The following is an 18,886-nucleotide window of genomic DNA, read 5'->3' as shown; positions in this document are numbered from 1 at the left end:
GATCGCCCTTCAGATGACTGCCGCATCCCCTCCCTCCCCCACGAATCAGAGGGTGGCCGCAGCCCTTCCCGTCCCGGAGAGGACACCCCACATGTCCCGTCAGCCAAAAATCTACGCGCGTCCACTCCTGGCCGCCCTCGCCTCCGTCGCCGTTCTCGCCGGCACCGGCGCGGCCGCCCCGGCCGCTCCCGCCGACAGCACCCCGGCGTCCGTCGCGGCGGTGGCGCCCACTACCACCCTGGACGACACCTACTACGCCAACGCCCTCGGCAAGTCCGGCACCGCCCTCAAGGCAGCCCTGCACACCATCATCAGCAGCCAGACCAAGGTCTCCTACAGCCAGGTCTGGGAGGCGCTGAAGGACACCGACGAGGACCCCACCGACCCGGACAACGTCATCCTTCTGTACACCGGCGAGTCCCAGTCCGAGGACGACAACGGCGGGAACGTCGGCCAGTGGAACCGTGAGCACGTCTGGGCCAAGTCGCACGGCGACTTCGGTACGGCGACCGGCCCCGGTACCGACCTGCACCATCTGCGGCCGGCCGACGTCCAGGTCAACTCCATCCGGGGCAACAAGGACTTCGACAACGGCGGCAGTCAGGTGTCCGGCGCTCCGGGCAACTACACCGACGGCGACTCCTTCGAACCCCGCGACGCCGACAAGGGTGACGTCGCGCGGATGATCCTCTACATGGCGGTGCGCTACGAGGGCGACGACGCCTGGGCCGACCTGGAGCCCAACGAGAAGGTGAACAACGGCTCGGCGCCGAACATCGGCAAGCTCTCCGTACTGAAGGAATGGAGCCAGGAGGACCCGCCGAGCGCGTTCGAGAAGAACCGCAACGAGGTCATATACACCCAGTACCAGCACAACCGGAACCCGTTCATCGACCACCCGGAATGGGTCGAGTCGATCTGGTAGACCCGCCGTTCCGGGCCGGCGCCGCCATCGGCCGGTGGCGGCCCGGAACACGGCCGGGCAGCGGGCTCGCCGTTCAGGTCCCCCGCTCGCCGTCCTCCCGCGCACACCGCGCCACCGCCTCGTCGCGCGAGGGAAAGTTCGGCGGTCCGGCGGACGGCGGGCCGTCGTCCCCCGGCCGCGCACCACCGGCGGAAGCCGGGAATCCGTCACCGGGCGCGGCGCCGACGCCGTACGGGGCGCCCAGCCGCCCGGCCGGATCGACCAGGGCCACGTGGTGGCCCGCCCGCTCCAGCCGGGCCAGCCCCTGCCGGAGCATCGCGTACGCCACCGGCTCGATCCCGTTCACCTGCCGCAGATCCAGCACCACGGACGGGGCGCCGCCGGAGCCGGCCTCGTCGAGTCCGTACAGCACCCGTTCGGCGGCGGTGAAGTCCAGCGATCCCTGAGCGGCCACGACCGCCACTCGCCCCTCCGCCGCCCGGCCGCCGCCGGGCGGCGGGTCCTCGCCCGTGGTGACGAGTGTGACGGTGGACCCGGGCAGCGCGGGGTTGAGCATCAGATGGAGTCCGAGGCGTTCCGAGAGGGCGGCGAAAGCGGCCCGCCCGCGCACCGAGGTCCCCGCGGCATCGAGCGGCGGGCTGTAGGCGGCGAGCCCGAATCGCGCGGGCCCGGCGGCGATCAGACCGCCCGAGACCCCGCTCTTGGCCGGCAGTCCCACGCGCAGCAGCCACTCCCCCGACGCGTCGTACATCCCGCAGGTGGCCATGACGGCCAGTACCTGGGCCGCCACCTCCTCGGACACGACCCGGTCCTCCGTCACCGGGTTGACACCGCCGTGCGCCAGGGTGGCCGCCATGACCGCGAGATCCACGGCGGTCACCCGTACCGCGCACTGCCGGAAGTACGTCCCGGTGGCGGTGACCGGATCGACGGGAAGCCCTCCGGCGCTGCGGACGAGGTAGGCGAGCGCCCGATTGCGGTCACCGGTCGCGGACTCGGAGCGGTACACCGCCTCGTCGACGTCCAGGGCCCGTCCCGCGAACCGGCCCAGGAACGTCAGGATGCGCTCGAACCGCGGATGCTCCGGGGTGTCCGGGACCAGCGAGGAGGCGACCAGCGCTCCCGCGTTGACCATGGCGTTGGCCGGCCGGCCGGTTCCACGCTCCAGGTTGATGGCGTTGAACGCCTCACCGCTGGGCTCCGACCCGACCCAGGCCGACACCTCGTCCAGCCCCAGCTCGGCCAGCGCCAAGGCGTAGACGAACGGCTTGGAGACGGACTGCACGGTGAAGGGGGTACGCGCCTCGCCCGCGCTGTAGACGTGACCGTCCATGCTGACCAGGGCGAGTCCGAAGGCGTCCGGGTCGACCCGGGACAACTCGGGGATGTACGAGGCCACTTCGCCCTGCCTCATCCCCGCGAACCGCGCCCGCAGCTCGCCGAGGGCGACGGTCACCGCACCGGCGGCCCCCGGTCCGGCGCCGTCCGAGGGAAACGGCTCCCCGGACCGCGCCCCGAGCCGCTCCCCCGACGCCGACCGCGCCCCGGGCGGCTCCGCGCCGGCCGGACTCACCTGTCCCCGTCGGTGGCTCCGGGGCCCTCGGCGAAGACGCTGCGGAGCCTCTCCTCGCTCGCCGCGTCCAGGTTGCTGTGGAGCAGCTCGGCGCCACCGCCGGGGAGCTCGGCGCCGATGCGGTCGGTGACCTCGTCCACGGTGAGCAGGAAGAGCGCGGAAGTCCCGGGCGTGACCTGCTCCTTGACCTCGTCGATGAAGTCGTCGTCGATCCCCACGTCGGCGAGCTTGCCGCCCAGCGCCCCGGCTGCGGCGCCGATGGCCGCGCCGAGCAGCGGCATCAGGAAGAGCAGCCCGAAGAGCATTCCCCAGAAGGTGCCGCCGAGAGCCCCCGCGCCGACCAGACTGCGCAGCTGTCGGGTACGGGGCTTCGCGCGGCCGGCGGGCCAGCTGACCACCGCCGCATCGATGATCCTGATCAGCCCTTCCTTCTGCAGGGACGTGAGCGACGCCTCCACGTCCTCCGCGGCGTCCGCCGTCCGGAACTTCCACACGGTGAGGGTGGACATACCGCTGCCTCCCGAGCACGAGCGCGACATCTACTAATTGGCCCATATTAGGATCAAAAGGTATGAATTGACTCGTCGGGCCTTCCGTCACCTGGAGCGGGGAACGGCCCGGGCCCCGCGGCACGCCGCGCCGGCCCTCCACCGGAATCGAACCCCTGGGAGGGAACGATGGACACGGACGCCCTGACCACCGGAGTGCTCAAGGAATTGCGGACGACCCGCACCTATCCGGTCCTGTCCCTGACGATGCCCACGCATCGCCGCGCTCCGGACAACGCCCAGGACGCCGTACGGCTGCGCAATCTGGTCGCCGGGGCGACGAGCCGGCTGGAGGCCGATCCGCGGGTGTCGCGCGAGACCGCCGCCGCGCTGCGGGCGCAGCTGGACCGGGCGGTCGCCGAGGTGGACGCGCGCAGGGCTCTGGAATCCCTGGTGCTCCTCGTGAGCACGGAGGAGTACCAGATCTGGCAGTTGCCCCGTACCGCCCCCGAGCGGGTGGTGCTGAGCGACACCTATCTGACCCGCAACCTGGTCGCGGCCAAGGCGCAGTCGCAGCCGTACTGGGCGCTGACCGTCGCCGCCGACCACGCGGCCCTCTGGGGCGGCACGGCGGACTCCGTGCACCTGGAGGAGAAGGGGGGTTTCCCGCTGACCGCCCCCAGCGAGGCACCCAATCCGCAGCGGATGGAGCGGATCGGGGACACCCCGAGCACGTACACCGACGAGGAGACCCGCCAGTTCTTCCGTACGGCGGACGAGAAACTGCGCGCCGTACTCGCCGCCGACCCGCGTCCCCTGTACCTGGTCGGCCTGCCGCCCGCGCTCGCGCTCCTGGACGACGCCGGCGAAGGCGCCCACGCGGCCGTCGGCCGGGTCGCCAAGGGGGCGCCCGCCGACATCACGCCGGCTGCCCTGCTGGCGGAACTCGGTACGGCGATGGCGGAGCACGCGGAACGCCGCGCCGGCGAGGTGCGCGCCCGGCTGGACGGTGCGCGCGGGGCCAAGACCTTCGCGGGCGGGCTCGACGAGGTGTGGACCGCCGTGCGGGAGGGCCGCGCCGGGCTGGTCGTGGTGGAGGAACACTTCCAGGAGACGGCGCGGCTGACCGAGGGGCACCTCGTGCCCCTCGGTGACGAGGAGGTGGCCCCGGGCGACGAGACGGTACGCGAGGACGTGGTGGACGAACTCGTCGAAGCCGCCCTCGACAGCGGGGCCGAGGTCGTGTTCCTCCCGGACGACACCCTGAACGAGCACCACCGGATCGCGGCGGTGCTGCGCTACTGAGCACTGCCCCGCGACCGGCCCGGTCCGGCTCACGCCCCAGGGGCCGTGTCCGACCGTGGGCGGCGGCGGATCGGCGGGAACGGTCAGACACGGCTCAGGAGCCGGACCGGTGCGCCCGCGAGGTACGCCTCGATGTTCTCGACCGCTTCGCCGTAGTAGCGCGCGTAGTTGGCGCGGGAGACGTACCCCAGGTGCGGGGTGGCCAGCAGGCGCGGCGCGGTGCGCATCGGATGGTCCGCCGGGAGGGGCTCGGTGTCGAAGACGTCGACGGCGGCGCCCGCGATGGTTCCGGCGTGCAGGGCCGCGAGCAGGGCGTCCTGGTCGACGATGGCGGCTCTGGAGGTGTTGACGAGGTAGGCGTCCGGGCCCATCAGCGCCAGCTCCGGGGCGCCGATCAGGCCCCTGCTCCGCTCGCCCAGCGCCAGATGGACGGAGACGAAGTCGCTGGTGGCGAGCAGTTCCTCCTTGGAGGCGGCGAGTCGCGTGCCCACCTCTGCCGCCCGCTCGTCGGTCAGGTTCGGGCTCCAGGCGATCACGTCCATGCCGAAGGCGAGCCCGACCGCGGCGACCCGGCTGCCGATCCTGCCGAGTCCGAGCAGCCCCAGGCGCCGCCCGTGCAGGTCGGCGCCGACGCTCGACTGCCAGGGTCCCCCGGCGCGCAGCGCGGTAGCCTCCGGGACGAGTCCGCGGGCGAGGCCCAGCAGCAGGGCCCAGGTGAGTTCGACCGGCGGGGCGAAGGAGCTGGCGGTCCCGCACACGGTGACTCCCTTGCGCGCGGCGGCCGCGTGGTCGATGACGGTGTTGCGCATGCCGGAGGCGACGAGGAGGCGCAGCCTCGGCAGCCGGTCGAGCAGGCGCGCCGGGAAGGGGACGCGTTCGCGCAGGGTCACGACGATGTCGAAGTTCTCGATCGCCGCGGCGAGTTCGTCCTCGGTGGCGAAGTGTTGCGGGAAGGGGACGATGTCCACCCGGCCTGCCAGCGGGGACCAGTCGGCGGCCGTGGTGGAGACGGACTGGTAGTCGTCGAGTACGGCGCAGCGCAGTGTCATCGGTTCGGCTCTCCTGAGGACGGGCGTTCGGCCCGGCCATGATCGCTGACCGCCGACGGCGTGCGCAGACCGGGCCGGGGCCGCCCCGGCGTGCGGGCGGCCCCGGAAGGTACCCGTCGGGTCAGCCGGTCCAGGTCCAGTCGGTCACCTCCGGCATGTCCTCGCCGAACTCGCGGATGTAGGCGTGGTGGCGGGTCCGCGCGTCGGCCATGGCCTGGCGTACGGCGACCGCGCGGACACCGAGTCCGGGCACCCGGTCGACCACGTCCATGACGAGCCGGTACCGGTCGAGGTCGTTGCGGACCACCATGTCGAAGGGGGTGGTGGTCGTGCCCTCCTCCTTGTAGCCGCGCACGTGGAGGTTGGCGTGGCCGGCCCGGCGGTAGGCGAGGCGGTGGATCAGCCAGGGATAGCCGTGGTAGGCGAAGATGACCGGCTTGTCCCGGGTGAAGAGCGCGTCGTACTCGTTGTCGGGCATGCCGTGCGGGTGTTCGCCGTGGGGCAGAAGTCGGGTCATGTCCACGACGTTCACCACGCGTACGGCGAGGTCGGGCAGGTGGCGCCGGAGCAGGTCGGCGGCGGCCATGGTCTCCAGGGTGGGGACGTCCCCCGCGCAGGCGAGCACCACGTCGGGTTCGCGGCTTCCGTCCTCGGTGCCCGCCCATTCCCACACCCCGGCGCCACGGGCACAGTGGACGCGCGCCTGGTCCATGGTCAGCCAGTCGAAGGTCGGCTGCTTGCCGCAGACGACCACGTTGACGTAGTCGCGGCTGCGCAGCACGTGGTCGGCGGTGGAGAGCAGGGTGTTGGTGTCGGGCGGCAGGTAGACGCGCACGACCTCGGGGCTCTTGTTGAGGATGTGGTCGACGAACCCGGGGTCCTGGTGGGAGAAGCCGTTGTGGTCCTGGCGCCAGACGTGCGAACTGAGCAGGTAGTTGAGCGAGGCGACGGGGCGGCGCCAGGGCAGCCGTCGCGAGGTGCGCAGCCACTTGATGTGCTGGTTGACCATCGAGTCGACGATGTGGGCGAACGCCTCGTAGCTGGAGAAGAGCCCGTGGCGCCCGGTGAGCAGATAGCCCTCCAGCCAGCCCTGGCAGAGGTGTTCGGAGAGGATCTCCATGACCCGGCCGTCCCGGGCGAGGTGTTCGTCGGTCGGGAGGATCTTTCCCTGCCAGCCCTTGCCGGTCGCGCCGTACACGGCGTCGAGCCGGTTGGACGCGGTCTCGTCCGGGCCGACGAGCCGGAAGTCCCGGCGCTCCGACGTCGCCTCCATGACGCCTTCGAGAAGCCGGCCGAGCGCCCGGGTGGGTTCGTGGGACGAGGCACCGGGCTTGTCGACGGTGACGGCGTGCTCGTCCAGCGGGGGCACCGGGAGGTCACGCAGCAGCAGTCCGCCGTTTGCGTACGGGGTGGCGCCGAGCCGGAGGTCGCCCTCGGGGATCGCCGCGAGCACCTGGGCGGTGGGGCGGCCAGCGTCGTCGAAGAGTTCTTCGGGCCGGTAGGAGCGCAGCCACGCCTCCAGTTGCCGCAGGTGGTCGGGGTTGTCGCGGACTCCGGAGAGCGGGACCTGGTGGGCGCGCCAGGTCCCTTCGACGGGCAGCCCGTCGACCTCTTCCGGCCCGGTCCAGCCCTTGGGCGTACGCAGGACGATCATCGGCCAGCGGGGGCGCCCGGTGGACCGTCCGCCCCGTGCGGCGCGCTGGATCTCGCCGGTACGGTCGAGCGCCGCGTCCAGCGCGGCGGCCAGTGCGCGGTGGACCTCGGCGGGGTCGTCGCCGCTCACGTGGATCGGGTCGTGGCCGTATCCGCGCAGCAGCTGGTCGAGTTCGTCCTCGGGGATGCGGGCGAGCACCGTCGGGTTGGCGATCTTGTATCCGTTGAGGTGGAGGATCGGCAGGACGGCTCCGTCGTGCACCGGGTCGAGGAACTTGTTGGAGTGCCAGGAGGTCGCGAGCGGTCCGGTCTCGGCCTCGCCGTCGCCGATGACACAGGCCACGAGCAGGTCGGGGTGGTCGAAGGCGGCGCCGTAGGCGTGGGCGAGGGCGTAACCCAGCTCGCCGCCCTCGTGGATGGAGCCGGGTGTCTCCGGCGCCACGTGGCTCGGCACTCCGCCGGGGAAGGAGAACTGCTTGAACAGTGCCCCCATGCCTTCGGCGTCCCGGCCGATGTCGGGGTACGTCTCGGAGTAGCTGCCCTCCAGCCAGGAGTTGGCGAGTACGGCGGGGCCGCCGTGTCCGGGTCCCCAGACGCAGAGCGTCCGCTGGTTCCGCGCCTTGATCACCCGGTTGAGGTGGGTGTGGACGAGGTTGAGTCCGGGTGAGGTGCCCCAGTGGCCCAGCAGCCTCGGTTTGATGTGCTCGCGGACGAGCGGCTGTTCCAGCAGCGGGTTCGCCATGAGGTAGATCTGTCCCGCCGCGAGGTAGTTGGCGGCCCGCCAGTGGGCGTCGAGGGCGGCGAGTTCGTCGTCGCCCAGTGTGGTGGAGACGGGCGCGGTGGAGCCGGGCGGGGCGTCAGAGGGTGCCGGGTGCCCGGCGGTGCTGGTCACGAGGGATTCTCCTCCTGGGAGTCGGACATGGCGCCGGGCCGGCTGCGACGGCCGGCCCGGCAGTGGGCGGGGTACGGGGCGGCGGTCGGCGACGGGCGGGGCCGGGTCACGCGCCGTCGTCCCCCGTGGGGCCGTACCAGACGGTGGTCGCGTTGCAGAACTCACGGATGCCGTGGCCGGCGAGCTCGCGGCCGTAGCCGGAGCGCTTCACCCCGCCGAAGGGCAGTGCGGGGTGGGAGGCGGTCATGCCGTTGAAGAAGACGCCGCCGGCCTCCAGGTCGCGGACGCAGGCCTCCATCTCGTCCGGGTCCCGGGTCCAGACGTTGGAACTGAGGCCGAAGGGGGTGTCGTTGGCGATCTCCAGGGCCTCTTCGAGTCCGGAGACCCGGTAGAGGGTGGCCACCGGGCCGAAGGTCTCCTCGCGGTGAATCCGCATCTGCGGGGTGATGCCCGCCAGGACGGTGGGCGCGTAGAACCAGCCCTGTTCGAGTTCTCCGCCGAGGCCCCGCGGCCGTCCGCCGCCGCAGAGGGCCTCCGCGCCCCTGCCGAGGGCGTCGTCCACGAGTTCCTCCAGGTCGGCGCGGCCCTGCTCGGTGGAGAGCGGGCCGACATCGGTGGCTTCCTGGAGCGGGTCGCCCACGGTGAGGGCGTCCATGGCGGCGGTGAAGCGTTCGGCGAAGGCGTCGTACACGTCGGTGTGGACGATGAACCGCTTGGCGGCGATGCAGGACTGGCCGTTGTTCTGGACCCGGGCGGTGACGGCGGTCTTCGCCGCCCGTTCGACGTCGGCGGAGGGCATGACGAGGTAGGGGTCGCTGCCGCCGAGTTCGAGGACGGTCTTCTTCACCGTGTCGCCGGCGGTCGCGGCGACGGAGCGGCCCGCGGGCTCGCTGCCGGTGAGGGTGGCGGCCGCGACCCGGTCGTCGCGCAGGACCGCCTCGACGGCGCCGGAACCGATCAGGAGCGTCTGGAAGGCGCCGGCCGGGAAGCCGGCCCGGCGGAACAGGTCGCCGAGGTAGAGGGCGGTCTGCGGGACGTTCGACGCGTGCTTGAGGAGCCCGACGTTGCCCGCCATCAGCGCGGGCGCCGCGAAGCGGACCACCTGCCAGAGCGGGAAGTTCCACGGCATCACGGCGAGGACGACGCCGAGCGGCCGGTAGTGGACCCGGGCGCGGGTGGCTCCGGAGTCCCTGACGTCGTCGTCGGCGGGGTGTTCGTCAGCCAGCAGCCGTTCGGCGTTGGCCGCGTACCAGCGCATGGCCTTGGCACATTTGGCGGCCTCGGCGCGGGCCGCCGCGAGCGGTTTGCCCATTTCGAGGGTCATCGTGCGGGCGATGGCGTCGCGGTCCGCGTCCAGCAGGTCGGCGGCCTTCTCCAGCAGGGCGGCCCGCTCGGCGAATTCCGTGGTGCGGTAGGTGCGGGAAGTGGCGTACGCGGTGGCGATCCGTCGTTCGGTCTCCTCCTCGCCGATCGCGTCGAATGTCTTCAGCGTTTCGCCGTTCGCGGGGTTGACCGTCGCGATGGGCATGGCTGTGGCCTCCTTGCCTGGGTTCTTCGACCGTCCCGCGCCTTCGCGCCCGGCGCAACGCGGGCCCGTCGCAGCACCTACCCGGCCGTCGCGGATCATGCGCGCCGGGGGCACGCGATCCGGATCGGCCGGGCGGGGAGGAGGAGAGCGGTCAGGCGGGAGCCGCCGCCGAAGGCAGCGGACGGGCCTCGGGGGTCGTGTCGAGCGGCGCACGGGGCAGCAGGCGGGCCGGGCGGGGCACCTCGGCGTACCGGGTGAACCAGACGACTTTGCCGTCGTCCGTCCGGCAGGTGCCCCAGCTGTCGCTGAGCGCCATGACCCGGCTCAGTCCGCCGCCGGTGGCGAGCAGCCTCGGCATCCCCTCGCCGTTGTCGGCCACGGCCACCGTAAGATGGCGGCCGGTCCAGCGGAGCTCGACGACGCACTCGTTGTCGCCGCCGACGTGCCGGTGGACGTTGGTCAGAAGTTCCCCCAGCGCCCGGCAGACCGGGCGGACGTGCAGTTCGAGATTCCAGTGGCGCAGGTGTGCCGCGACGATGCGCCGCAGCTGGGAAACGCGTTCTGCCGACACCTGCAGTTCGACCAGGTAGTGCCGGTCGAGTGGAACGGTCATCGTCGGGGCTCCTCACCGCGAGGCCCACGTGCGTCTCCGTCGTGGAAGTACCGACGGCCCCTGAGCACGAAGCGTGAGCGGTCATCACTTCTGTGTCACTCCTCAGGGTGACGCCGCTGGTCCGGGTGCGCAACAGTTGGCCGTCGCCGCTGGTGGGCGCGGCGCCCACGGGGTAGGAGGCGCCCTCGGCGGCCCTCACGGCAGGTACGGCAGGACCTTGTCCGGGGTGAGCGGCAGTTCGGTCAGCCGTGCCCCGGTGGCATGGCGGACGGCGTTGCCGATGGCGGCGGCGGTGCCGACGATCCCGATCTCGCCGATGCCCTTGCTGCCCATGGGGTTGAGGTGGGGGTCGTCCTCGTCGATCCAGTGCGCCTCGACGGCCGCCGGCACGTCGGCGTTGGCCGGTACGTGGTAGGCGGCGAGGTCACTCTCGGTGAAGTCGCCGAACACCGGGTCCATGGTGCTGCCCTCGGTGAGCGCCATCCCGATGCCCATGACCATGCCCCCGATGAACTGGGAGCGCGCGGTTCGGGAGTTGAGGATGCGTCCGGCGGCGTAGACGCCGAGCAGCCGGCGCACCCGGATCTCGCCGGTGAGCGAGTCGACGGCGGTCTCGGCGAAGTGGGCGCCGAAGGCGTGCCGGGCGTACGGGGACTCCGCGCCGGTCTCCTTTGACGTGTCGGCGCGCACCGTGATCCCCTCGGCGGGCAGCGGCCCGCGGTGCGCGGCGAGCCGGGCGGCGAGACCGGCGGCGGCCTTGTGCACCGCCCAGCCCCAGGAGGCGGTGCCCGAGGAGCCGCCGGCGAGCGGCGCGGTGGGCAGACCGCTGTCGCCGACGGCGACTTGGACCCGGTCGACGGGGATGGCGAGCGCCGAGGCCGCGATCTGGGCGAGGACGGTACGGGCGCCCGTACCGATGTCCGTGGCGTTCACCTCGACGAGGCAGCTCCCGTCCGCGGCGGCGTGCGCGGTGGCCGAGGAGGGCCCGACGAGTACGGGGTACGTCGCCGAGGCCACGCCCGTGCCGATCAGCCAGCGGCCGTCCTGCCGGGAGGCGGGCCGCCGGTCGCGGTCGTACCAGCCGAAGCGCTCGGCGCCCTCGCGCAGGCAGGCGACCAGGCCGCGGCTGCTGAACGGCTTCCCGGAGTCGGGCTCGGTGGCGGGTTCGTTGCGCACCCGCAGCTCGACGGGGTCGATGCCGAGCGCGCACGCCAGTTCGTCCATCGCGGACTCCAGGGCGTACATCCCGGACGCCTCACCCGGGGCGCGCATCCACGAGGGGCTTGGCACGTCGAGGGCGGCCACGCGGTGGGCCGTCCGGCTGTGCGGGGAGGCGTACATGATCCGGGCGGGTACGGCGGCCTGCTCCACGAACTCCTTGACGGTGGAGGTGTGGGTTTCGACCTCGTGGCTCAGGGCGGTGATCGCGCCGTCGTCGTCGGCGCCGATCCGGACGCGGTGCACGGTGGGCGCGCGGTGGCCGACGACGGCGGACAGCTGCTTCCTCGGCAGGGCGAGTTTCACGGGCCGGCCGGTGTGCAGCGCTGCCATCGCGGCGAGCACCACCTGGGGGCGCGGGGTGCCCTTGGAGCCGAAGCCGCCGCCGACGTGTTCGGAGATCGCGGTCACCCGGTCCGCGTCGATCCCGAAGACGGCGGCCAGGGTGTCGCGGACCGTGCCGGAGCCCTGGCTGGAGTCGTGGACGGTCAGCCGGCCGTCCTCCCACCGGGCGGTGGTCGCGTGCGGCTCCATGGGGTGGTTGTGCAGGGGGCCGATCCGGTACACCGTGTCGATCCGGTTCTCGGCGTCCTCGAAGGCCCGCGCGAAGTCGCCGCGTTCGCGGACGGCCGGGAAGCCGCCGTTGGCCTTCTCGGGGGTGTACAGCCCGGGGTGGTCCTCGGTGAGTACGACGTCGTGCGTCTCTCGCGCGTATTCGGCGACCACGGCGTCGGCTCCGGCCCGGGCCACTTCGAGGCTGTCGGCGACCACCAGAGCGACGTACCAGCCCCGGTGCGGCACCCGGTCGTCCTGGAGCACCGCGAGGGTCGGGTCGTCGGGGGTGTGGAGGCGGGGGGCGTTGTCGTGGGTGAGCACGGTGTGCACACCGGGGAGGGCGAGCGCGTCGGCGGTCCGGACCGCGGTCACCCGCCCCTTGGGCACGGTCGCGGGGACGGGCCAGGCGTGGAGGCAGCCGGGCGGGGTGTGCTCCGCAGCGTAGCGCGCCGCCCCGGTGACCTTCTCCCGGGCTTCGCGGCGGACGACGGGTGCTCCGAGCGGCTGGGCGGCGTGGCTCATGACGGGTCCTCAGGCGGGTCGGGGGCGCAGGTCAGACGGAACGGGAAGCGGCGGTCCGCCCGGTGAGTTCGGTGAGTACGTCGACGGTCAGCCTGCGGGCGAGGCCGACCTTGAAGGCGTTGTCGCGCAGCGGCCGGGCGGCGGCGAGTTCGGTGTCGGCCGCGCGCGCGAAGGTCTCGGCCGTGGCGGGTGCTCCCCGCAGCACCGCCTCGGCGGTGATGGCCCGCCAGGGGCGGTGCGCGAGGCCGCCGTAGGCGAGGGCGGCGTGCCGGACGTGGCCGTCGCGCACCGTGAGGACGGCGGCCACGGAGACGAGTGCGAAGGCGTACGAGGCACGGTCGCGGACCTTGCGGTAGAGCTGCTCCGACCCTTCGGGGCTCGGGGGCAGGGTCACCGCGGTGATGAGTTCGCCGGGGCGGATCACGGTGTCCTGGTCCGGGTTCTCCCCCGGCAGCCGGTGGAATCCGGCGAGGGGGACGGCCCGTTCGCCCTCGGGCCCGTGGAGCAGGACGGTGGCGCCGAGGGCGGCGAGGGCGGCCGACAGATCGGAGGGGTGGGTGGCGACGCAGCTCTCGGAGTGGCCGAGGACGGCGAGGTCCCGGTGGGCGCCCTCGCGCGCGGGGCAACCGGTGCCGGGGACGCGCTTGTTGCAGGGTTTGGACACGTCCTGGAAGTACGGGCAGCGGGTGCGCTGGAGGAGGTTGCCGCCGGTGGTGGCGACGTTGCGCAGCTGTCCGGACGCCCCGGCGAGCAGCGCCTGGGTGAGGACCGGGTAGTGCTGCCGTACGAAGGGGTGGGCGGCGAGATCGCTGTTGCGGACGGTCGCCCCGATGCGCAGCCCGCCCTCGGGGGTGGGTTCGGTGCGGTCCAGGGGCAGCCGGGTGACGTCGATCAGGACGCCCGGTGTTTCGACGCCGAGCTTCATCAGGTCGACCAGATTCGTCCCGCCGCCGAGGAACCGGGCGCCGGGGTTCTCCGCCGCCGCTCGTACCGCTTCGGCGACGGAGGCGGGGCGCAGGTATCCGAAGGGTCTCATCGGGCCACGTCCTGGATCGCGTCGACGATGCGGGGGTAGGCGCCGCACCGGCAGAGGTTGCCGCTCATCCGCTCGCGGATCTCCTCGGGACCGAGGGCGACGGGGCCTCCCTCGGCGAGGGCGGCGGCAGGGGTGGCGTGGGAGGGGAAGCCGGCCTCGGCCTCGGCGAGCATGCCGACGGCGGAGCAGAGCTGGCCAGGGGTGCAGTAGCCGCACTGAAGGGCGTCGCGGTCCACGAACGCCTCCTGCACGGGGTGGAGCCGGCCGTCCTCGGCGAGTCCCTCGACCGTGGTGACGCGGGCACCGTCCTGGGCGACGGCCGGCAGCAGGCAGCTGTTGGCCCGGCGGTCGTCGACGAGGACGGTGCAGGCCCCGCACTGCCCGTGGTCGCAGCCCTTCTTCGTCCCGGTGAGCCCGAGGTGTTCGCGCAGCGCGTCCAGGAGTGTGGTGCGGTGGTCGAGCGTCACCGTCCTGGTCGCGCCGTTGACGTGGAGGGTGACGGGGGAACGGACGGGGAGTCTGCCGTCCTCCGGTGCGCGCCGGGAGAGCGGGCTCTCCGGGTCCTCGTCCGGCCGGTGGTGTTCCATGTGCGGTTGCCTTCCGTTCTGTCCGGCCGGACGGTGGCGGTGCGGGCCGGGCGCGTCAGCGGCTGGTGAGCCGCAGCCTGACTTCCTCTTCCTGGTCCCCCGCCGCGGTTCCGACGTCCTCCACCGAGAACACCTCTGCGAGACGCGCCCGGAGCCGGTCGACGGCCCAGTAGCCGCCCTGGGCGTCGAGGGTGACCTCCCCGGCGAGTGAGGCGGGGCCCGCGGACTCCTTCTGCGTGGAGACGTCGACGGTGGCTGACCACACGGTCGGGCGGGGCCCGTTCGCGTCGGCGGGCGAGTCGGCGGCGGACCGGTCGGAGGTGAAGGCCCGGCGGAGCACCTCGAACACGGTGCTCGCGTCGTCGGTCGTGCATTCGCTCAGCGAGACCAGGACGTCGTAGTTCTCCTGATGCCCGGAGGCGGCCTTGTCGCTGGTGTTCACCATGGTTCCTTTCTCGGGAGCCGGACGCGGCGGAGCCGGCCCGCTCCCAGGCTCGCCCCGTGGCCGGAAGTCGGCGACACGGGTACGGCAGTCGGCGCATTGCCCGTCCCGGTGTCCTGCCCGGGAACCCGCCGAGCAGACATGGGGCGGGCTACAGGGAGCGGAGCGCGGGCAGCAGCTTCTTCTCGGCCCAGGAGATGAAGGACTGCTGGTGCGCGCCGCCGACCTGGATGAGGGCGATCTCGGTGAAGCCCGCGTCGCGGTAGGCGCGTACCGCCTCGGTGAACTCGTCCACGTCACTCCCGCAGGGGATCGCGTCAGCGGCGTCCTCGGGACGTACGTACGCGGTGGCCTGGTCGAATCCGTCCGGTCCGGGCAGTTCGGAGTTGACTTTCCAGCCGCCCAGGGACCAGCGGAACTGTTCGTGCGCCCGGGCCACGGCGGCGCTCCGGTCGGGGTCGTAGCAGACGGGAAGCTGGCCGACCGAGGGTTTCCCCGCGCCGCCCTGGCGGGCGAAGGCGTCGAGCAGGTCCGCCTTCGGCTCGGTGGCGACGACGAGGTCCGCCAGCTCGCCCGCGATCGCGCAGGACTTCGGTCCGGAGACGGCGATCCCGATCGGCACCCGGGTCTCCGGAAGGTCCCACAGCCGGGCGTTCTCCACCTGGAAGTGGGTACCGGCATGGTTCACCACCCCTCCGTCGAAAAGGGCACCGATGATCCGCACGGCCTCCTCCAGCATGTCGAGCCGGACCCGGGCGCGCGGCCACCCGGCGCCGGTGACGTGCTCGTTGAGGTTCTCGCCGGAGCCGAGCCCCAGCCGGAATCGGCCCTCGGAGAGGATCTGGAGCGTCGCCGCCTTCTGTGCGACGACGGCCGGGTGGTAGCGCACGGTCGGGCAGGTCACGTACGTCATGAGCGGGATGGTGGAGGTGGCCTGAGCGGCGGCGCCGAGCACGGTCCACGCGTACGGGGCGTGGCCCTGTTCGGACAACCAGGGGAAGTAGTGGTCGGAGGTGACGGAGAAGTCGAAGCCCGCGCGCTCGGCGGCCACGACGTCCGCCACCAGCTCACGGGGGCCGGTCTGCTCGGTCATCATCGTGTAGCCAATTTTCACCATGCAAAACACTTATCCGGTCATATAGCTACAAAACATGAATTCAAATGAATGACTGTCTGACGGTGCGCATCCGGGGTATCCGGCATGCATGGACGTATCGAACGGAGCCCAGGCCGCCGCATCCTCCACGCTCGCCGTATCGGGAGCGCTGGGAGCCGGCCTCATCATCGCCGCGGTCGCTGTCGTGGCCCTGCTCATCGGCGCCTTCTGGTTCGGCATGCGCCGCCGCGACAAGGAACTGCCGCCCCCGCGCGCCGACGAACAGCCCGTCCCGCCGGCCCATCGCTCGCACATCCAGCAGGAGAACGTGCACGGCGAGGACCGCTTCCCCGGCGACGGCACGGCCCTGTCCCCCTACGAGCTCGGGGAGCACGGCACCGGCAGCACCCCGCCGGAGAGCGACCGGCCCCGTGACTGAGGGCATACGCACCGAGCGCCGGACCACCGGCGCTCCACCGGACGCACCCGACCCGGGGGCGGCGGGCGCGGTGAACGGGAAGGACGCCGACCGGCGGACCCGGATCACCGTGCTCGTCGCCCTCGCGGCGAATCTGGTGATCGCCGCCGCCAAGACCGTGGGCGGCCTCCTGTCGGGCTCCCCCGCCCTGCTGTCCGAGGCGGCGCACTCGGTGGCGGACAGCGTGAACGAGGTCTTCCTCCTCGCCGCCCTCCGGCGCAGCCGCCGCCCGGCCGACGCGCGTCACCCGTTCGGCTACGGCAAGGAACGGTACTTCTGGTCCCTGCTGGCCGCCGTGGGGATCTTCGTCATGGGCGGCTGCTTCTCCTTCTTCCAGGGCTTCGAGGCGCTGCGAAGCCACGAGGAGGAATCGGGCCCCTCCGGCTACGCGGTCGGCCTGGCCGTTCTCGGTGTGGCGCTGGTGGCCGAGGGCACCTCGCTTGTACGCGCCCTGCTCCAGGTGCGTGACGAGAAGGGCGGCGCGAAGGACCCGGCGCTGCGCACGGTGGTCGCGGAGGACGCCACCGCCGTCGTCGGAGTGGTCCTGGCCATGGCCGGCATGGTGCTGCACCTGGTCACCGGGAACGTCGTCTGGGAGGCCTCGGCCTCGCTCGCCATCGGACTGCTGCTCGTGTACGTGGCCTTCCGGCTCGGCCGGGACGCCCGCGACCAGCTGATCGGCGAGTCCGCCGATCCGGCGCTGCGCAGGGGCATCGAGGAGTTCCTGGGCCGCCAGGGGGAGATCGACAGCGTCGAGTCCCTCCTCACCATGCGGCTGGGGCTCGACTCGGTCCTGGTCGCCGCACGGGTGGACCTCTCGCCCGGCATCGACAGCGAGGAGGTCGAGCGGGTCTCCGTCCGCATCAGGGAGACGATCAACCGGACGTGGCCCCAGGCCGAGCACGTCTATCTCGACATCACCAATGCGCCTCCCCGCGGAGGTGTCTGAACCCGCCGGTCGTGTGTTGCGGGACCGGTCCGGTCGGCCGACGCTGGTTCTGGCCCCGCGGCAGTCTGCAGACGGGCCCGCCCGACCGGACGAAGGCAGTGTGAAGATGACCGGAAGCGATCCCCGTACACCCCCCTCCGCCGCGCCGCTGAGCGGCGCGGCGGCACCCTGCTGGGTCAACCTGCTGACCCGGGACCTGGAGGCCGCGCAGCATTTCTACGGCCTGGCACTGGGCTGGACCTTCCACCCCAGCAAACTCGGCCCCGACTTCGCCGTCGCCCGGCGCGACGGGGTGCCGCTCGCGGGCATCGGAGGCGTCTCGTCCTCGTACCAGACCGCCGTCGCCTGGCTGCCGTACTTCGCCGTCCAGGACGCGGACGTCGCGGCCGGGCGGGTCCGCGAGCGCAGCGCGACGGTGGCGGTGGGACCGCTGAAGCTCAACGAAGGGCGCGGGGTCCTGGCGTCCGACCTGGACGGAGCGGTCTTCGGTCTCTGGGAGCGCCTCACGCCACCGTCCCCCCGGTCCACACCCGTCGACCGCTCGTACGCCTGGCTGCGTCTGCGTACGCGGAACGCGTTCGACGCGGCGATCTTCTACGGCGGGGTACTCGACTGGGCCAGCGGCCGGCCCGGCGGTTGCGAGGTCTCCTACGAGGACGAAGAGGTCATCGTGCGCTGCGAGGGGCGCCCCCTGGCACGGATCAGTTCGGGGGCGGTGGAGGCTTCACCCGATCCGGTCGTGCGCCCTCACTGGCAGGTGCAGTTCCTGGTGGAGGACGTGACCGGAACGGCGGAGGCCGTCCGACGCTCCGGCGGAACGGTCGTCGCCGTCAACGAGGTCCGGGGCGGTACCGAGGCGGTGGTCCGCGACCCCGACGGTGCGGTGTTCGGCGTCACGGACGTCGGCAGCCCGGAGGTCGCCGGAGCCTGAGAAGGGGCCTGGGCGGGATCCGGGCTGCGCGGGGTCCGTTCAGGACTCCGATGACGTGGCCTCCTGCCGGTTGTCGCGGGCGATCGCCCACAGCGGGAAGACGAACCAGCAGACGGCGAACCACAGCGCCATGCCGGCGACGAGCCAGAGCGCCAGCTGGTTGTGGAGCGCCACCCTCAGGATGAGCAGCAGCGCGCTGCACATGGTGCAGAAGAGCAGCACGAGTCCGAGTATGGTCAGCCGCGCCGCCCATGCGACGGTCTGCGGCTTCATCCGGCGGCCCGAGAGCAGCCGGTGGTAGGAGACGGGGCCGATCAGGGCCGCGGCCGTCGAAGAGCCCAGTATGACCGTGACGACGTAAATGGTCCGGTCGGCCTCGGCCAGTTCGGCGAAGCGCGGCTGGAAGACCACGGCGAGCAGGAACCCGAAGAGGATCTGCACGCCGGTCTGCGCGACCCGTAGCTCCTGCAGCAGCTCCCCCCATTGCCGGTCCGCGCGCTCTTCCGGGCTTTCCTGCCGTCCGTCGTCCCGAGCGACCGCCACTGGACTTCTCCCCTCGTCGACTTGCCTGCCGGGGGTCGTCCTCCGGCCGGAGCCCTACGCCTTCCCCTCACTCCTTCCAGTGAATCCCGTGATGGTCGTACCGGCGTGGTGCCTCTCGGTGCAGTCCCTCCGGCGGGTGTACCGCGGTCGTGAGAGGGAGCGTCAGGGGCGGGATTCCGCGTGGACTTCCCGATGCCGTTCTCCCCCACCAGCGCCACGATCCGGCCGGTGGTGAGGGTGAGGCTGAGGTTCTCGGGGGCCGGGTCGTCGCCCTTGCCCGGGTAGGCGGAGGTGACGTCCCTGACCCGGAGCGCCCTCGTTCCCGTCCAGAGCGGACCGCCGAGAGCCGAGTGGGCGACGACGGGGGCGAGCCCGGTCCCGGGTGACGGGTAACCGGCGTCCTCGTCGGAGGGGCCGCCGCGTGGCTGTCCGAGAAGGCGGCATTCCAAGGCGCGCTCGACGTTGACGAGAACACGGGGTGAGGCCGCGACGCCGGCCCGCGG

At 72.5% G+C, this 18,886-nt stretch carries 17 protein-coding genes; 5 read left to right on the top strand and 12 right to left on the bottom strand.

Translation table 11 applies throughout. The features are described from left to right. Positions 1-91: 91 nt before the first annotated feature. A complete protein-coding gene (locus OHT52_RS30435; protein ID WP_328723392.1) occupies positions 92-925 on the top strand; it encodes an endonuclease I family protein in 834 nt (277 codons plus the stop codon). A gap of 73 nt (positions 926-998) precedes the next feature. On the opposite strand, the gene glsA is transcribed toward OHT52_RS30435, so the two are convergent. Next, positions 999-2,339 carry a glutaminase A gene (glsA, locus tag OHT52_RS30430; RefSeq protein ID WP_328723989.1) on the bottom strand — a complete coding sequence of 447 codons (1,341 nt, stop codon included), beginning with the start codon at positions 2,337-2,339 and terminating at the stop codon, positions 999-1,001. 155 nt (positions 2,340-2,494) lie between these two features. Beyond that, complete coding sequence (locus tag OHT52_RS30425) at positions 2,495-3,007, bottom strand: DUF1269 domain-containing protein (protein WP_328723391.1); 513 nt, start codon at positions 3,005-3,007, stop codon at positions 2,495-2,497. 168 nt (positions 3,008-3,175) lie between these two features. Between OHT52_RS30425 and OHT52_RS30420 the strand changes: the two genes are divergently transcribed. Then, entirely contained in the window at positions 3,176-4,291 is a 1,116-nt protein-coding gene (locus tag OHT52_RS30420; protein ID WP_328723390.1) for a baeRF3 domain-containing protein, read from the top strand. Positions 4,292-4,374: 83 nt separating this feature from the next. On the opposite strand, the gene OHT52_RS30415 is transcribed toward OHT52_RS30420, so the two are convergent. The 9 genes from OHT52_RS30415 to OHT52_RS30375 form a co-directional block, all read right to left on the bottom strand. Next, a complete protein-coding gene (locus OHT52_RS30415; protein ID WP_328723389.1) occupies positions 4,375-5,340 on the bottom strand; it encodes a D-2-hydroxyacid dehydrogenase family protein in 966 nt (321 codons plus the stop codon). 121 nt (positions 5,341-5,461) lie between these two features. Beyond that, complete coding sequence (locus OHT52_RS30410; protein ID WP_328723388.1) at positions 5,462-7,885, bottom strand: phosphoketolase family protein; 2,424 nt, start codon at positions 7,883-7,885, stop codon at positions 5,462-5,464. A gap of 106 nt (positions 7,886-7,991) precedes the next feature. Further along, a complete protein-coding gene (locus OHT52_RS30405) occupies positions 7,992-9,413 on the bottom strand; it encodes an NADP-dependent succinic semialdehyde dehydrogenase (protein WP_328723387.1) in 1,422 nt (473 codons plus the stop codon). Between the two features lie 151 nt (positions 9,414-9,564). Next, the gene (locus OHT52_RS30400) at positions 9,565-10,026 is read right to left on the bottom strand and encodes an ATP-binding protein (RefSeq protein WP_328723386.1); all 462 of its coding nucleotides are present in this window, start codon (positions 10,024-10,026) and stop codon (positions 9,565-9,567) included. 195 nt (positions 10,027-10,221) lie between these two features. Further along, positions 10,222-12,321, bottom strand: coding sequence for a xanthine dehydrogenase family protein molybdopterin-binding subunit (locus tag OHT52_RS30395; protein WP_328723385.1), 2,100 nt, complete (start codon positions 12,319-12,321; stop codon positions 10,222-10,224). A 31-nt stretch (positions 12,322-12,352) separates the two neighbouring features. After that, positions 12,353-13,357 carry an FAD binding domain-containing protein gene (locus OHT52_RS30390; RefSeq protein ID WP_328723384.1) on the bottom strand — a complete coding sequence of 335 codons (1,005 nt, stop codon included), beginning with the start codon at positions 13,355-13,357 and terminating at the stop codon, positions 12,353-12,355. Further along, positions 13,354-13,944 (bottom strand): (2Fe-2S)-binding protein, encoded by a 591-nt coding sequence (locus tag OHT52_RS30385; protein ID WP_328723383.1) that lies wholly within the window; start codon positions 13,942-13,944, stop codon positions 13,354-13,356. Before OHT52_RS30385 ends, OHT52_RS30390 begins: the two co-directional genes overlap by 4 nt. 55 nt (positions 13,945-13,999) lie before the next feature. After that, positions 14,000-14,389, bottom strand: a complete 390-nt coding sequence (locus OHT52_RS30380) for a hypothetical protein (protein WP_328723382.1) — start codon at positions 14,387-14,389, stop codon at positions 14,000-14,002. Between the two features lie 148 nt (positions 14,390-14,537). Continuing rightward, positions 14,538-15,503 carry an LLM class F420-dependent oxidoreductase gene (locus tag OHT52_RS30375; RefSeq protein ID WP_328723381.1) on the bottom strand — a complete coding sequence of 322 codons (966 nt, stop codon included), beginning with the start codon at positions 15,501-15,503 and terminating at the stop codon, positions 14,538-14,540. Between the two features lie 88 nt (positions 15,504-15,591). Here OHT52_RS30375 and OHT52_RS30370 point away from each other — a divergent pair, with 88 nt between their 5' ends. The 3 genes from OHT52_RS30370 (at position 15,592) to OHT52_RS30360 (ending at position 17,840) form a co-directional block, all read left to right on the top strand. Then, complete coding sequence (locus OHT52_RS30370) at positions 15,592-15,921, top strand: DUF6479 family protein (protein WP_328723380.1); 330 nt, start codon at positions 15,592-15,594, stop codon at positions 15,919-15,921. Between the two features lie 70 nt (positions 15,922-15,991). Further along, positions 15,992-16,909: a cation diffusion facilitator family transporter gene (locus OHT52_RS30365; RefSeq protein WP_328723988.1), complete on the top strand. Its 918-nt coding sequence runs from the start codon at positions 15,992-15,994 to the stop codon at positions 16,907-16,909. 106 nt (positions 16,910-17,015) lie between these two features. Beyond that, the gene (locus tag OHT52_RS30360) at positions 17,016-17,840 is read left to right on the top strand and encodes a VOC family protein (protein WP_328723379.1); all 825 of its coding nucleotides are present in this window, start codon (positions 17,016-17,018) and stop codon (positions 17,838-17,840) included. Between the two features lie 39 nt (positions 17,841-17,879). Here the strand turns inward: OHT52_RS30360 and OHT52_RS30355 are convergent, their stop codons facing one another. Further along, positions 17,880-18,383, bottom strand: a complete 504-nt coding sequence (locus OHT52_RS30355; protein ID WP_328723378.1) for a DUF6328 family protein — start codon at positions 18,381-18,383, stop codon at positions 17,880-17,882. Positions 18,384-18,886 lie beyond the last annotated feature (503 nt).

Source organism: Streptomyces sp. NBC_00247 (assembly GCF_036188265.1).
Lineage (GTDB): Bacteria > Actinomycetota > Actinomycetes > Streptomycetales > Streptomycetaceae > Streptomyces.
This window is presented reverse-complemented; position numbering and strand designations above follow the sequence as displayed.

What these genes read in the sequence shown, in the direction of transcription:
- OHT52_RS30435 (WP_328723392.1), top strand. Translation starts at nt 92, where the DNA reads ATGTCCCGTCAGCCAAAAATCTACGCGCGTCCACTCCTGGCCGCCCTC.
- glsA (WP_328723989.1), bottom strand. Translation starts at nt 2,339, where the DNA reads ATGAGGCAGGGCGAAGTGGCCTCGTACATCCCCGAGTTGTCCCGGGTC.
- OHT52_RS30400 (WP_328723386.1), bottom strand. Translation starts at nt 10,026, where the DNA reads ATGACCGTTCCACTCGACCGGCACTACCTGGTCGAACTGCAGGTGTCG.
- OHT52_RS30405 (WP_328723387.1), bottom strand. Translation starts at nt 9,413, where the DNA reads ATGCCCATCGCGACGGTCAACCCCGCGAACGGCGAAACGCTGAAGACA.
- OHT52_RS30415 (WP_328723389.1), bottom strand. Translation starts at nt 5,340, where the DNA reads ATGACACTGCGCTGCGCCGTACTCGACGACTACCAGTCCGTCTCCACC.
- OHT52_RS30370 (WP_328723380.1), top strand. Translation starts at nt 15,592, where the DNA reads ATGGACGTATCGAACGGAGCCCAGGCCGCCGCATCCTCCACGCTCGCC.
- OHT52_RS30390 (WP_328723384.1), bottom strand. Translation starts at nt 13,357, where the DNA reads ATGAGACCCTTCGGATACCTGCGCCCCGCCTCCGTCGCCGAAGCGGTA.
- OHT52_RS30425 (WP_328723391.1), bottom strand. Translation starts at nt 3,007, where the DNA reads ATGTCCACCCTCACCGTGTGGAAGTTCCGGACGGCGGACGCCGCGGAG.
- OHT52_RS30395 (WP_328723385.1), bottom strand. Translation starts at nt 12,321, where the DNA reads ATGAGCCACGCCGCCCAGCCGCTCGGAGCACCCGTCGTCCGCCGCGAA.
- OHT52_RS30380 (WP_328723382.1), bottom strand. Translation starts at nt 14,389, where the DNA reads ATGGTGAACACCAGCGACAAGGCCGCCTCCGGGCATCAGGAGAACTAC.
- OHT52_RS30360 (WP_328723379.1), top strand. Translation starts at nt 17,016, where the DNA reads ATGACCGGAAGCGATCCCCGTACACCCCCCTCCGCCGCGCCGCTGAGC.
- OHT52_RS30420 (WP_328723390.1), top strand. Translation starts at nt 3,176, where the DNA reads ATGGACACGGACGCCCTGACCACCGGAGTGCTCAAGGAATTGCGGACG.
- OHT52_RS30385 (WP_328723383.1), bottom strand. Translation starts at nt 13,944, where the DNA reads ATGGAACACCACCGGCCGGACGAGGACCCGGAGAGCCCGCTCTCCCGG.
- OHT52_RS30375 (WP_328723381.1), bottom strand. Translation starts at nt 15,503, where the DNA reads ATGGTGAAAATTGGCTACACGATGATGACCGAGCAGACCGGCCCCCGT.